This is a genomic window from Oscillibacter sp. (assembly GCF_031978065.1).
Classification (GTDB): domain Bacteria; phylum Bacillota; class Clostridia; order Oscillospirales; family Oscillospiraceae; genus Oscillibacter.
Map to the genome: position 1 here is coordinate 16482 of NZ_DALZCH010000010.1, position 13490 is coordinate 29971.

At 59.0% G+C, this 13490-nt stretch carries 14 protein-coding genes and 1 pseudogene; 10 read left to right on the top strand and 5 right to left on the bottom strand.

The window, feature by feature from the left end; genetic code table 11:
• From RTK01_RS16810 to RTK01_RS02825, 7 genes and pseudogenes are all read left to right on the top strand, one after another.
• A pseudogene (locus RTK01_RS16810) lies at positions 1 to 359 on the top strand (ABC transporter transmembrane domain-containing protein); the annotation flags it as partial.
• A gap of 84 nt (positions 360 to 443) precedes the next feature.
• Positions 444 to 1235: an ABC transporter ATP-binding protein gene (locus RTK01_RS16815; protein WP_397352212.1), complete on the top strand. Its 792-nt coding sequence runs from the start codon at positions 444 to 446 to the stop codon at positions 1233 to 1235.
• Positions 1228 to 2025 carry a YlmH/Sll1252 family protein gene (locus tag RTK01_RS02805; protein WP_312279521.1) on the top strand — a complete coding sequence of 266 codons (798 nt, stop codon included), beginning with the start codon at positions 1228 to 1230 and terminating at the stop codon, positions 2023 to 2025. The genes RTK01_RS16815 and RTK01_RS02805 overlap by 8 nt, the downstream gene beginning before the upstream one ends.
• Positions 2026 to 2037: 12 nt before the next feature.
• Positions 2038 to 2262: a DUF4177 domain-containing protein gene (locus RTK01_RS02810; RefSeq protein WP_312279522.1), complete on the top strand. Its 225-nt coding sequence runs from the start codon at positions 2038 to 2040 to the stop codon at positions 2260 to 2262.
• 13 nt (positions 2263 to 2275) lie between these two features.
• On the top strand, positions 2276 to 2485 hold the full coding sequence (locus RTK01_RS02815) for a DUF896 domain-containing protein (RefSeq protein ID WP_312279523.1): 210 nt from the start codon (positions 2276 to 2278) through the stop codon (positions 2483 to 2485).
• Between the two features lie 5 nt (positions 2486 to 2490).
• Complete coding sequence (locus RTK01_RS02820) at positions 2491 to 3699, top strand: 5-bromo-4-chloroindolyl phosphate hydrolysis family protein (RefSeq protein ID WP_312279549.1); 1209 nt, start codon at positions 2491 to 2493, stop codon at positions 3697 to 3699.
• Between the two features lie 65 nt (positions 3700 to 3764).
• Positions 3765 to 4592 (top strand): alpha/beta hydrolase, encoded by an 828-nt coding sequence (locus RTK01_RS02825; RefSeq protein WP_312279524.1) that lies wholly within the window; start codon positions 3765 to 3767, stop codon positions 4590 to 4592.
• A 212-nt stretch (positions 4593 to 4804) separates the two neighbouring features.
• On the opposite strand, the gene RTK01_RS02830 is transcribed toward RTK01_RS02825, so the two are convergent.
• The 4 genes from RTK01_RS02830 to RTK01_RS02845 all read right to left on the bottom strand — a co-directional run bounded on the left by RTK01_RS02830 (position 4805) and on the right by RTK01_RS02845 (position 9217).
• The gene (locus RTK01_RS02830) at positions 4805 to 5233 is read right to left on the bottom strand and encodes a divergent PAP2 family protein (protein ID WP_293008032.1); all 429 of its coding nucleotides are present in this window, start codon (positions 5231 to 5233) and stop codon (positions 4805 to 4807) included.
• A gap of 418 nt (positions 5234 to 5651) precedes the next feature.
• On the bottom strand, positions 5652 to 6941 hold the full coding sequence (locus RTK01_RS02835; RefSeq protein ID WP_312279525.1) for a dicarboxylate/amino acid:cation symporter: 1290 nt from the start codon (positions 6939 to 6941) through the stop codon (positions 5652 to 5654).
• Between the two features lie 51 nt (positions 6942 to 6992).
• Entirely contained in the window at positions 6993 to 7838 is an 846-nt protein-coding gene (gene dapF, locus RTK01_RS02840; protein ID WP_312279526.1) for a diaminopimelate epimerase, read from the bottom strand.
• 209 nt (positions 7839 to 8047) lie between these two features.
• Complete coding sequence (locus RTK01_RS02845; protein ID WP_312279527.1) at positions 8048 to 9217, bottom strand: glycosyltransferase family 4 protein; 1170 nt, start codon at positions 9215 to 9217, stop codon at positions 8048 to 8050.
• A 505-nt stretch (positions 9218 to 9722) separates the two neighbouring features.
• Here RTK01_RS02845 and RTK01_RS02850 point away from each other — a divergent pair.
• Positions 9723 to 10415, top strand: coding sequence for a 3'-5' exonuclease (locus RTK01_RS02850; RefSeq protein WP_312279528.1), 693 nt, complete (start codon positions 9723 to 9725; stop codon positions 10413 to 10415).
• 47 nt (positions 10416 to 10462) lie between these two features.
• Here the strand turns inward: RTK01_RS02850 and RTK01_RS02855 are convergent, their stop codons facing one another.
• Entirely contained in the window at positions 10463 to 10978 is a 516-nt protein-coding gene (locus RTK01_RS02855; RefSeq protein ID WP_312279529.1) for a M48 family metallopeptidase, read from the bottom strand.
• Between the two features lie 219 nt (positions 10979 to 11197).
• Between RTK01_RS02855 and RTK01_RS02860 the strand changes: the two genes are divergently transcribed.
• The gene (locus RTK01_RS02860) at positions 11198 to 12475 is read left to right on the top strand and encodes an aminotransferase class I/II-fold pyridoxal phosphate-dependent enzyme (protein WP_312279530.1); all 1278 of its coding nucleotides are present in this window, start codon (positions 11198 to 11200) and stop codon (positions 12473 to 12475) included.
• On the top strand, positions 12472 to 13341 hold the full coding sequence (locus tag RTK01_RS02865; RefSeq protein ID WP_312279531.1) for a radical SAM protein: 870 nt from the start codon (positions 12472 to 12474) through the stop codon (positions 13339 to 13341). Before RTK01_RS02860 ends, RTK01_RS02865 begins: the two co-directional genes overlap by 4 nt.
• The last annotated feature ends 149 nt before the right edge of the window (positions 13342 to 13490 follow it).

Consider the following 13490-nt stretch of genomic DNA (forward strand, 5'->3'; position numbering starts at 1 on the left):
TTCTTCCTGTGTTTTTCGCCGTGGTGTGGAGTTTCCGCCGGTCCATGGCGGAAGCGTCGGACGCCGTGAAGCGGAAGACCGCGGCCATCAACACGGACATTGAGTCGGGCTTGTCCGGCATCCGCACCGCTAAGGCCTTTGCCAACGAAGCGGCGGAACTGCGCAAGTTCGACCGATCCAACGAGACGTTTAAAACCTCCAAGCGCATGTTTCACAAGGCCATGGGCCGGTTTAACGCCGCCATGGAGTTTTTCCTGTGCATGTTGCAGGCGGCAGTGATCGCCGCTGGCGGCTGGCTTATCATGCAGGGTCAAATGAACACCATCGACCTGATTACCTTCAGCCTGTATATCACCACCTTCGTCAGCCCCATCCGGAAGCTCTCCTCCTTTATGGAGCTGTTTGCCAATGGGTCCGCGGGCCTGAAGCGCTTTGCCGAGCTGATGCGGGAGGAACCCGCGCTGAAGGACACGCCGGACGCGGAGAATCTTTCCCGGGTGGAGGGCCGGGTGGATCTGGACCATGTGAGCTTTGCCTATCGGGACAATCTGCCGGTGCTTCACGACGTTGACCTCCACATCCGCCCGGGCGAAACCGTGGCGGTGGTTGGCCCCTCCGGAGGCGGAAAGTCCACGCTCTGCCAGCTGATTCCCCGGTTTTACGATGTATCCGGGGGCAGCGTGCGGCTGGACGGGAAGGATGTTCGCCATGTGAAGCAAAGCTCCCTGCGCCGCAACGTGGGTGTGGTGCAGCAGGAGGTATTCTTGTTTGCCGCCAGCGTGCTTGAAAACATCCGCTATGGCCGTCCAGACGCTACCGAAGAGGAAATTTTCAAAGCCGCGAAGGAAGCGGAGATTTACGACGACATCTGCGCCCTGCCCGATGGGTTTGACACCTATGTGGGCGAGCGGGGAACCCTGCTCTCCGGCGGGCAGAAGCAGCGCATTTCCATTGCCCGGATTTTCCTGAAGGACCCGCCGGTGCTGATTCTGGATGAGGCAACCTCCGCGCTTGACAGCGTGACCGAGGCGAAAATTCAGGCCACCTTCGAGCGGCTTGCCAAGAATCGCACCACGCTGATGATTGCCCACCGGCTTTCCACCGTCCAAAAGGCGGACCGGATTCTGGTGGTGGAGAACGGCGAAATTGTGGAACAGGGCCCCCACGCGGAGCTGCTGGCAAAAAACGGCGCGTATGCCCAGCTTTACCGCACACAGGAGCTGCGCCATGGATAAAACGAAGCTTTTAGACAGAGCCGCGAAAAGCGGAGAGGAACGGCTGATTCTTGCCCGGGTGCTGGACCGGCTGGAACAGGCCCAAAGCCGCAATATCCCCGCTGCCACGGATTTTCTATCCCCGCAGGAGCGGGTCTCCGCCGAGGTGCTTTTACGCCTTGCGGGCGTGGGGGAGACGGAGTATGTGTCCATGGGCGGCTATGAAGGGGCGGAGCGGCGGATTCTGTTGTTCCTGCCGGACTGGATGGACACGGAAACAGCGGCGGAGCAAAGCCCGCTGCGGTGCTTGCGGGCGAAATACCGCCCGGAGTACGACCTTAGCCACCGGGACCTTCTGGGGAGCCTAATGGGCATGGGTGTGACCCGGGAGAAGACCGGGGACATTCTGGCGGGAAAAGAGTCCTGCGATTTAATCGTGCTGGAGGGCGTGGCGGATTTTTTGCTGCAAAGCTGGGAGCAGGCCGGGCGGGCAAAGCTGAGCGTCTCCACCATTTCGGCGGAGGAGCTGTCCGTGCCGGAGGAGCGCTTTGAGGAGGTCTGGGACACGGTGATGAGCCTTCGGCTGGACGCGATTGCGGCCACGGGCTTTAAAATGGCACGGGGAAAGGCCGCCTCCCTGATTGAGAGCGGACGAGTTCAGGTGAACTGGCTGGAGTGCACGAAGCCGGACCGACTGCTGGCGGAGGGAGATACCGTTTCCGCCCGGGGCGTGGGCCGGTTTACGGTGGCAGAGATCGGCGGCGTGACCAGAAAGGGCCGAACGTCCATCGTGGTTCGGCGGTCCGTTTGAGGAGGCGCGCATATGCTGGAATATGAGTTTGAAACGGTGCCCTGCCGGTTGGACGGTGGGTTTGCAAGCAAAGCCTTTGGTGCCGCGGGTATTGAGACTCAGGGCCACCGGGAAGCACTTTGCCGCAGAGCGGCCGATGGCTGGCGATACGCCGGGTGTATTCCACGACTTCAGCGATCAGAAGGCTATATAGAGACGATTGACTTGATTTTTGAGCGGGAAATCCCCGGCGAGTGACAGGAGGAACTGCATGGAACAAGCAAAAATTGAACGCATCAACGAACTGGCCCGCAAGGCGAAGTTGCCCGAGGGTCTGAGTGAAGAGGAGACGGCGGAACGCACTGCGCTGCACAAAGAATATGTGGGGGCAGTACTGGGTAATTTACAGGGACAGTTGGATAACACCGTGCTTCTGCGGCCCGACGGGTCCAAAGAAAAGCTGAAGAGGAAAGAGAAGTGACGCCCATGACCCCCGAGAAACGAAATCAGGACAGCGACTGGGGCCATTGGGCGCTGATCGTCTTCCTGTTCGCAATAGGTGTTTGGCCCGTGGCGCTGTATCTGCTGTTTTCCAAGCTGTTTGGCAAGGGTGGCGGCAGGAAAAGGGCCGCGCCCGCGTCCTCTGTGCGCCCCTCCATGGAGCAGGCCCACTCGCAGGGGCATGCCGCTGGTGGCCGGGCCGAGGCTGCCGCCAGAAACCTGACCCGTCCCCCGGCGGTGAAGCGGTCCAATGCATGGACCATGAAAATGGTTGGCCTTATCGCCATGGGCATTGGTATTTTGTTCGCGTCGGACCCGGCTGGAATGGTGTTTGCGGGTTACAGCGGATACCTCTGGGAGCTTTTGCGGTATGCCGCTATCGCGGCGGGCGGCCTTGGCCTGTTTCTCGGCGGGCTGAGTATGGACGCGACAATGCGCCGCTATGCCCGCTATTCCGCAGTGCTGGGAGAGGCGGAGGCTGTTTCCCTGAAGGGCCTGTGCCAAAAGCTTGGCTGGTCCAAGCGGCGCGTGGAAAAGGACTTGGAGAAAATGATCGACCGGGGCTATTTTGGGCCCCAAGCCTATCTAGACCAAAGTCAGGGCTGCTTATTCCGCAGTGCCCGGGCGGAGGAGGCCCACCGCCGCCAAAAGGAGGCGGAGGACCCTGCTCGTCAGCCCCCCAAGGAGGCGGAGGAGGGGTATTCCGGCATTCTGCGGAGCATTCGCCGGGCCAACGAGCGGATTGCCGACCCTGTTTTGTCTGAGAAAATTGACCGTCTGGAGGACGTGACCGCACGTATTTTTCGCGCGGTGGAGGCGGACCCGAAAAAGCAGGGCCGCATCGACACGTTTATGAACTACTACCTGCCCACCACCCAAAAGCTGCTGGACTCCTACGCGGAGTTTGACGCGGCGGGTGTGGAGGGAGAAAACCTGCGTCAAGCCAAGCTGCGGATTGAGCAGACCATGGATTCCATCGTCGCGGGCTTTGAGCACCAACTGGACGAGCTTTACAAGACCGACGTTCTGGACGTGGACAGCGATATCCGGGTGATGGAAACCATGCTCCGGCGGGATACCGCCAGCGTAGAGCGGGACTTTGGGCTGGGCAGACCGGAGACGGGAACCACTCCCTCCGGGCGAAGCCGCGACGTGGACCTGGGCGGCACGGCGGCCCAGACGCAGGAGGAGTAAAGGCTCCTCGGGCGCAGCGGAAAAATAGAAAAGCGCGGAATTGACTGCATTCGGGGGTGGAGAAGATGCACAAAACAGTGCAAGGCGTTGGGCTTTACTGCCATAGCGTGGGTGAGGGGAAGCCGGTGGTGCTGCTCCACGGTCTTGGCTGCGACCACCGATTGATGGCGGGGTGCATGGAGCCGGTGTTTGAACATCGGCCCGGCTACCAACGCATCTACGTGGATCTGCCTGGCATGGGCCGGTCGGACGCGCCCATGGGGCGGGCATCTTCGGATGATATTTTGGAGCTTTTGCGAGTTCTTGTGGCCGAGCTGACGGCAGGAGAGCGGTTTTTGCTGGCGGGGGAGTCTTACGGCGGCTATCTTGCCCGGGGCCTTTTGACCACGGAGCTTGGTCCGCTGACGGATGGGCTGCTGCTGATCTGCCCGGTGACCGTTCCGGAGCCGGAAAAACGGGATTTGCCTCCGGTGGGCGCCCTCCGCTATGACGAGGAGTTTCTCCGAGAACTGGGGCCGAAGGAGCGGGCGGCGTTCTGCAATCTGGCGGTGTTGGCAAACCGGCGGGTTTACGAACGGTATGAAAAAGAGATCGCTTCCGGGCTGGGCCTTTCAACCGGGGGATTTGTGGCGGAACTGCGGCGGAGCTATGCCTTTTCTTTCGATGTGGACGCGCAGGTCCGGGCGCTGGGCTTTGATCGGCCCGTGTTGCTGCTGGCTGGTCGGCAGGACATCTGCGTGGGCTATCGGGATTTGTGGAAGCTGCTGGAGGATATGCCCCGGGCGGCGTTTGCCCTGCTGGATTTGGCAGGCCACAATTTGCAGATAGAGCGCCCGGAGCCGTTTGCCGCTCTGGTAAAGGACTGGCTGGACAGGGCGGAGGATTTTTCCTAAGGGGTTTGCTTTATTGCAGAGATGAAAAAAGGACGGGGGATCGCCAAGCTGGCAATCCCTCGTCCTTTGATGTAAATATCCAAATAAACAAAAAGCGTCTAAGCTCCGTGCAAATGTTTAGGACTGCGCCCCAAAACGATTGGGCCACGTCAAAAAGCGGAAAAGGCGCGCGGCAAGTAAACATTTGCTCGACTCAGCGCCCCTCCTGAAGGTCAGCTCAGAATCACCGCCAGCACGAAACCCAAAAGGCAACCAAACGCCACCTGAAGAGGAGTGTGTCCCACAAATTCCTTCAACTTAACTTCGTTTTCAAGATCGCTGCTGGCCAGCTCCAAAAGCTCATTGAGGGCCTTGGCGTGCTTGCCTGCCTCCAGACGCACGCCCATGGCGTCGTGCATGACAATGATTGCCAAAATGGCCGAGACGGCAAAGGTCGCCGAGTCCAGTCCGCACTCCAGCCCGGCGGTAACGGCCAAAGCCGTTACGGTGGCGGAATGGCCGCTGGGCATTCCGCCGTCTCCAACCAGACGACGAATGTCCAGCTTTCGATTGACCAGAGCGTAGATGATTACCTTCAAAACCTGCGCGGTAATCCAGGCAATCACCGCATTTATTAAAAGGTGGTTGTTCCATAGCGTCATATTGTGTCAATGCCTCCCCGTACTGCAGGAATTGGCCGCGGCCTGCGCCGCCACACTTCGACATTATAGCACATACTAACCGAATGAGCCAGCATATTCGTGTAAAATCGAGCCTATTTTTAAACAGTCAAAAAGGCTGCGCTTTTAAGACAGAACCATTTTATGCGCCGGAAATTCTGCACATGCCGCAATAAAGTGCTGCCATGGGCAGGCCGGAGAAAAAAGCCGCGTGCGATAGGCCGCGCGGGCGCATACAAGCCCTGCAAGCGCTTGCCTCGCCGAGGCAGGGCAACTTTGCAGCTTCGACAAAAACCGGCGCGGCCTACTGGCCGCACCGGTTTTTTCATAGCTAAGCGGCAACTGCACCGCAGTGAAGGGCAGACTGAAAGATATGCCCAAGAGCCGGGAGCAGGCTTCCTCAGTTGGCCTTTCCGGAAGCAATCGCTTTTTGCAGCCAATCCTTGCCGTCCACAAAGCGGGCCACAACATAACTGATGACATAGTCTCCGGCGGAGTTGATCATGGTGGCGGGGGGGTCCACCAGATTGCCGATGGTGATGGCAATGGGATAGGCCAGCTCCAACTGGGTGGGGAAGAAGACGGAGCACATGATAAATTCGCCGATGTAGCCGCCGCCGGGGATGCCGCTCATGCCCACGGAAGAGAACACCGCCACCAGAATAATCTTCAGGAAGGTGCCCACTCCGTCGAACGGAATACCGAATACGCCGAACAGGAACGCAATTTGCAGCACGCAGGAGAAGCAGGAGCCGTCCATGTGCATGGTGGCGCCCAGAGGCACCACAATCTCGCTGACATCCTTGGGAATGCCGGTTTCCTCCGCCACTTCCATGTTGGTGGGGATGGTGGCGACGGACGAGCAGGTGCCAAGGCTGGTGACAGCGGGACGGAGAATGTGGCGGAACATCACCTTTACCGCGCCCTTACAGCCGCCAAAGCGGGCAAAGGGAGGAAACGCCGTGAACACATAGATAAAGCAGAGAGGATAGTATACCAACAGCGCGCGGCCATAGTCATGCGCAATACCGGAACCGTAGGTTGCCACCAGATCGGCAAAGAAGCCGAAAAAGGCGATGGGTGCGTAGTAGGTGATGATCTTGACCACCTTCATCATGGCGTTGGACAAGTCCTCCAAAAACTTTCCCACCAGAGATTCCGGCCCGCCGTTCATATTCACGCCAAAGCCAAAGATGATGGAAAACACAATCAGAGGCAGCATGGCCCGGCGGCTCAGCAAGCCTACAAAGTCCTCGGCGGTGAGGAAGCTGACAATCAGCTCCGCCACGGTTTTTTGCTCATCCACCGTTCCGGCGGGAATGTTCTGCCACGGGGCAAGCACGGGGGGAATCAGCTTCATCAGAACAATCATGATGACGGCGGCAATGGCCCCGGTGATCACAAAGGTGGCGATGGTGGTGCCCATGATCTTACCGGCCCGCTTGGCGCTTTTCATGTTGGCCACCGCGCCGGAGATGGAAGCAAACACCAGAGGAACCACGATGCAGAACATCAGGTTGATAAAAATCTGGCCCAAGGGCTTCAGGATAGAAGCGCCGGAGGCAATCACGTCGCCGTTTGCGTCCTTCACGTTGGGGAACAGGGCGCCCACGACGCAGCCCAGCACAATGCCGCATACCATGCAGATCAAAAGGCCGTAGCTGCTCCAAAGGGAGCTTTTCTTGCTCATAAATTCAATCCTCTCTTTCACACACAATGGGGGGAGTTCAAACGCGCTGCGTTATTTTGCGGGGCGAAGCTCCTCATCGGTAATTTCGCCCTTGCAAACAATGTTGGTAGGTCCTGTCAAATACAGGGACCGGATGCCGGAGCCCTCCCGCTCCACGTCCACGATGAGCTGCCCACCGGTCATATCTATCCGGACGCCGGAGCCGGAAACCTTGCCCTGCAAGGTCAGAACCACCGCGACGGAGCCGGTGCCCGTGCCGCAGGCGTAGGTAAAGTCCTCCACGCCCCGCTCAAAGGTCCGCTCGTAAACCGCGTCCTCGCCGGTAAGCTCGTAGAAATTCACGTTGGCACCCTTGGGAAAGGAGGGGTGATGCCGCATGGCACGGCCCAGCTCCCGCAGCTCGTTTGCATCCGCGTCCCGCAGGCCACGGTAGGGAACCACGGCATGAGGAAGACCCGGATTGCCCAGCTCCACATAAGCGCAGGAATAGCGAACGCCGTCCACCTCGATGGGGTGTTCCAATTGGATGGTGGAGGGGTCATTCAGCCGGATGCGATAGCGCCGCTTGTCAATGCGCTTGCCCGTAATAATGCCCGCCATGGTCTCCACGGTCTGGGTTTCCCCGGCAAGACCGGTTTCATAGCCGTACCGGCAGATGCACCGTGCGCCGTTTCCGCACATTTCGCCCACCGACCCGTCGGCGTTGTAAAACCGCATTTTGTAGTCTCCGCCCTGCGTGGGCGCGTCTACCACCATCAGGCCGTCCGCCCCGACGGACAGATGCCGCTCGCACAGCGTCCGCGCCAGATCCGAAAATGCCTCGGGCGGCAGGCCTTCCTCCAGATTGTTCAGGACAATAAAATCGTTGCCCGCGCCGTTCATTTTCCAAAACTGCATCGGGTGCGCCCCCTTCCGAATTTACTTGCTTTATTATATCAGCAGATTCCCCGCAATTACACTGGAGAATGTGCTAAAATCCATGCAAAAAGTGCGGCCTTCTTTGCGCAATTAAAAAAGCGTGGGCCTGAGAACGGCGCAAAAGAGCGCTTCTCAAGCCCACGCGGCGGTTGTGCCGGTTAGATCGGCAGGGAAGGAAACGCCACTGTTTACGCAGTGGTTTCCCACAGCGTATCCCCTCTGGCAGCGGCATAAACCTCGGCCGCACGGCGGGCAAAGCGCTCCGCCGAAAAGGTCTTTTGGATATGGTCTGCGGCGGCGGCCCGCATGGACGCGCGAAGCCCTTCATCCGTCAGAAATTCCCGGAGGCGGAGAAGAAATTCCTCGCTGTTTTCAAACTGCCAGCCGTTCACGCCCTCCTCAATTACGCCGTCCAGACACGCGTCCTTCCGGCACAGGGCTGGAAGCCCAGAAGCCAGCGCCTCAATATAGGTAAGTCCCTGTGTCTCGCTGGTGGAGGCGCTGACAAACAAATTGCCCAGCCGGTAGTAGTCCGCAACCCGGTCGGGCTTCACCATTCCCGTGAAAATCACCCGGTCTCCAAGACTCAGCTCACGGACGGTATCCTCCAGCGTCTGGCGATAGGGACCGTCGCCCACCACCAGGAGGGTAACGTCCTTCCGCTCCAGCCTTGCAAGGCTGCCAAGCAGTTCCTCCACGTTCTTTTCCTTGGCTAGGCGGCCCACATAGGTCAGCACAAAATTGCCGGAGGGGATGCCCAACTCCGCTTTCATGCGGGAAAGATGATCCTTGTCGGCGGGGCCGGAGAACCGGCGCAGATCAATGCCGGAGGGGATTACATACACCGGCTTGCGGACGCCGTAGCTCTTCAAAAGGCCGCGCACCTTCTCCGTGGGGACGATGACGCAGGCTGTCTGCGTGACTACGTGCCGGGAGAAGAAGGCAACCATGCGTCGGCCCCAAGCGCGGCTGGGGGAAAAGTAGTGGGTGTAGTCCTCATACACCGTGTGATAGGTATGGACAATGGGCGCGCCGGTGCGGTCACTGATTTTCCGGGCAAGCAGGAAGGTGGAAAATTCACACTGGGTGTGAATCACGTCGGGCCGCCAACGAATCAGGGACTGGACCTGCCGGGTGGCAAGGGCCGTGCGCAACCGCGCACCGGGATAGATGACCCCGGCGCTCATGGCGCCCACATAGGTCACGCCGTCCCGCACCAGCGTATGGCGGGATTCGGATAAGGTCAGCACCCGAACCTCGTGGCCCTGGGCCACCAGCTCGCGCTGAAGATTCAGTACCGAGGTCACCACACCGTTGACGGTGGGGGCGTACCAATCGGAGGTAATCAGGACTTTCATAAGAGAAACCATCCTTTCCATAACGGAAGCGTGTATTCGGCACGCGGGACCTCACCGTGTCGCCCCGCGGGATATTCTATAAAACGTGGAAAAAGGGCAAAACGCTTCAATCTTGGGGAAAATTGTCAGCATTCCGCGCAAAGCACGCGGAGTGGGGGGAGACGAATACTGTGTTATCTGTACTAGTACAGTTAGCATAGAACAAACGGCGAAAAATGTCAAGGCTTTCTTGAAAATTGTATCATATATTTAATACAAGAGTACAATATCACAATTTTGGAAAATGTCAAGCCCCGCCGCGTAAAAATTAGATGAAGGACAGGAAAGGCGGCGGATATCTGTGAAAGCCGGGCGGGGATTGCCTTTTTTTCCATAAAAAGCTATAATGCTGAAAAGCAAGCGCTTTTAGTATCGACAAATTTGCGGAAATTTTGCATGTTGGTCGGCAAACTTATAAAAAGAAGAAGCCTGTCGTCGAGGCGCGGGTTAGAGACGGAGAGCATTTATGAGAATACACAGCGCATTGGAGGACCGGTTTGCCCATCTGGTCCTGTTTGACACGGAGACAACGGGCATTGACCCTGCGGAAGAGCAGATTATCGAAATCGGAGCCGTCAGCGTCACAAACGGGGTGGAGGACGGCAGCTTCAACGCGCTGGTGCGTCTTTCCGGCGGAAAGACCCTGCCGCCCTTTATTACATCGCTGACCGGCATCACGGCGGAGCAGCTTGAACGGGACGGCGTGGAAAAAGCGGACGCGGCGGAGGAATTCAGCCGGCTTCTCACCCGGGAGAATACGCTGCTGGTGGCCTACAACGCGCAGTTTGACCTGAATTTTATTTATTATTTTCTGCGGGAGCAGGGCCGTGCGGCCTGCTTGAAGAATCTTAAATTTCTGGATGCGCTCACGGTCTATAAGGACCGGCGGGATTATCCCCACAAGCTGAAAGACGCCATCGCCGCCTATGGGCTGGGGGACGCGGTGCAAAACAGCCACCGGGCTGTGGACGACGCGCGGGCCGCCGCTGCCCTGCTGTGGGCCATGGCCGAAGAGCGGGACGACCTTTTAGAGTATGAGAACCTTTTTGGCTATCATCCGAAATACGGGGTGTCGGGCAAGCGGATTTCCTCCGTAACCTATCTGCCCCAGAACTTCCAGCGGGGCGAGCCTCTTTATGAGCGGGCACGCCGGGGATAAGAAAACATACGGCGAAGGGCGGGAGGCTATGCCTTCTGCCCTTTGCCCTATTTCAGCAGCTTTTTCCGCGCACGGTAGTCTGGCAGGTACCGCTCCACCAGCGCGTAAAACTGAGGGCCGTGGTTCTTGTGGCGGATGTGGGCCAGCTCGTGAACCACCACCGCATCAATGGCCGCGTCGGGCGAGCGCATCAGGTAGCAGGAAAAGCACAGGCTGTTTTTCGCGCTGCAGCTCCCGTACCGCTTTTGTGCCGACGTGATTTTAATTCCAGTGGGGGAAAGCCCCATGACGGCGGCGTACTGCGCGACCTTCCCCGGCAGGACGGCCCGGGCCAGCGCCTTCAGCGCCGCAAGCTCCTCCTCGGTGGGAAGCGGGCCTGCTTCCACGGCCCTTTTTCGCACCTTGTCCGTGCTGCGGGCAATCCAGCTCTCATTCCGGGCCACAAAAGCCCGGATGGTTTCCTCGGAGCACCGCAGGGGCGCCCGCACCAGCAGCTTGCAATCCTTTGTAATTTCCAGCGCCAGCGTCCGCCGACGGGAGCGAATCAGCGTATAAGCTTCCATACCGCTAAGATACCACAGCGGCGAAAAAAGCGCAAGAGCGGACCGCACACAGCCTGAAAAGGGAAAATACCTGCCGATTTGCAAACGCATTACAAGAAGGCCGTTCAAAAACCGGCGAAATCCATATTGTCAGAACCACGGGAAGCGGGTATACTGGATATTGACAGAACCTTATAAAGAAACCGGGCGGAGCGCTCCGCGCGGGGAAGGATGGCGCATATGGCCGCGTATGCCGACAGAAACAAGCAGGAGCTTTTGGTAGAGCAGGAGCTGGTCTGCGAGAAATTTGAAAAGCTCCGGGACCGGAAGTTGAATCTGAACATGGCCCGGGGTAAGCCTGGTAAAGTTCAATTGGATATGGTCAGCGGGGACCTTCTTGGCGTTTTCAAGGGGCCGGAGGACTATGTGTCCGACGGAATTGACTGCCGGAACTACGGAGAGACAGCAGGTTTGCCCGCCGCCCGCCGCCTGTTCGCGGAAATTTTGGGCTGCCGGGCAGAGCAGGTGTTCGCAGGGGGGAACTCCAGCCTTCAGCTGATGTACGACACGGTTTCAAAGGCCTATACCCATGGGCTTTTACACAGCCCGCGCCCTTGGTGCCGTGAGGAGACGGTGAAGTGGCTCTGCCCCGTCCCGGGCTATGACCGGCATTTTAAAATCACCGAGTCCTTTGGGTTTGAGCTGGTGAGCATCCCCATGACGGACAACGGCCCCGACATGGATGCGGTGGAAGCCGCTGTGAGGGACCCGCAGGTGAAGGGCATGTGGAACGTGCCTAAATACTCCAACCCCGACGGCATTGTGTATTCTGAGGAAACCGTGCGGCGCATTGCCGCCCTGAAGCCCGCCGCGCTGGATTTCCTGCTGATGTGGGACAATGCCTACTGTGTCCACGAGCTGGAAGGGGCGTTTGCTCCGTTTTCGGATATCCTGTCATTGTGCGCAGAGGCCGGAAACCCGGACATGGTGTTTGAGTTTGCTTCCACCTCTAAAATCACGCTGCCCGGCGCGGGCGTTGCCTGCTTTGCCTGTTCGGAAGCAAATATGGCGTACATGGTGAAGCTGATCGACGTGCAGGCCATCAGCTTTGACAAGGTGAATCAGCAGCGCCATGTGCTGTATTTAAAGAATAAGGAAAACACGTTGGCGCTGATGCGCCGCCACGCCGGTGTTCTCGGGCCTAAGTTCCGCTGCGTCACCGACGCGCTGGAGCGGGAGCTTGCCCCGCTCGGCATCGCCTCGTGGCGCAGCCCCAAGGGTGGGTATTTCGTTTCCCTGAGCGCCATGCCCGGCACGGCGCGGCGGACGCTGGAGCTTTGTAAAGCCGCAGGGGTTGCCATGACCGGCGCAGGCGCCGCCTTCCCCTATGGAAACGACCCGGAGGACAGCAACATCCGCATCGCCCCGTCCCTGCCGCCACTGGGGGAGCTGGAGGCCGCCATGGAGGTGCTATGCACCTCGCTGAAACTTGCCGCATTGGAGAAAATTTTGAAATGAACTACTACGGAAGCGTATACCGCCCGCCCTCCGAGGCCCGGAGTCTCATCGTTCAGGTGACTTACGGGTGCAGCCACAACACTTGCGCCTTTTGCAGCATGTACAAGGAAAAGCGCTTTGCGGTCCGCCCGCTGGAAGAGGTTCTGGCGGACTTTCGGGAGGCCCGCGGGCTTTACCCCCATGTGGAGAAAATTTTTCTGGCCGACGGGGACGCGCTGGTTCGCAAGGCCGGAGAGTTGGAGACGATTCTGGACACCATCCGGGCGCTTTTTCCTGAGTGCATCCGCGTGACCAGCTACGCCTCGCCGGACAGCATCAATATCCGCTCGGATGAAGAGCTGAAGGTTCTGCGGGAAAAGGGACTAAGCATGGTTTACATGGGCCTTGAGTCGGGGTGCGACGCGGTGCTGGAGCTGATGCGCAAGGGCCACGACGCGGCCTTTATCGTGGAGATGGGGCGCAAGGTCCGCAGAAACGGCATTGCCCTGTCCGTCACCGCCATCACGGGCCTTGGCGGCCCGGCGCTTTTGGAGCGGCACGCGGCGGAAACCGCCGCCGCCTTCAACGCCATGAATCCGGAATACATCGGGATGTTGACGCTGATGGTGGAGCCCGGCACGCCGCTGTACGACTGGGTGCAGGACGGCTCCTTCCGCCTGCTGACCCCGGCGGAGGATCTGCGGGAAACCCGCCTTTTGGTGGAGGGACTGGACAGCCCCGGCAGCGTGTTCCGCATGAACCACGCCAGCAATTATCTGGCCCTGCGTGGGACGCTGAACGGTGACAAAGCCGCCATGCTGGCGGCGATTGACCGGGCGGCGGCGGATCTATCGCTGCTGCGGCCGGAGGAATGGCGGGGTCTTTAAGGACCGCAAGAATTTTTATCGGCGTTTCGGGAAATACTTCTTGACAGCCGCCGAAAAATCGGATATGATACGTCCAATCATTAGGGAGTAGCCGGCACAGAAATGTGCATCCGCTGGCGTCAGGTCGGGCAGAATTTCTGCCCCGCTTC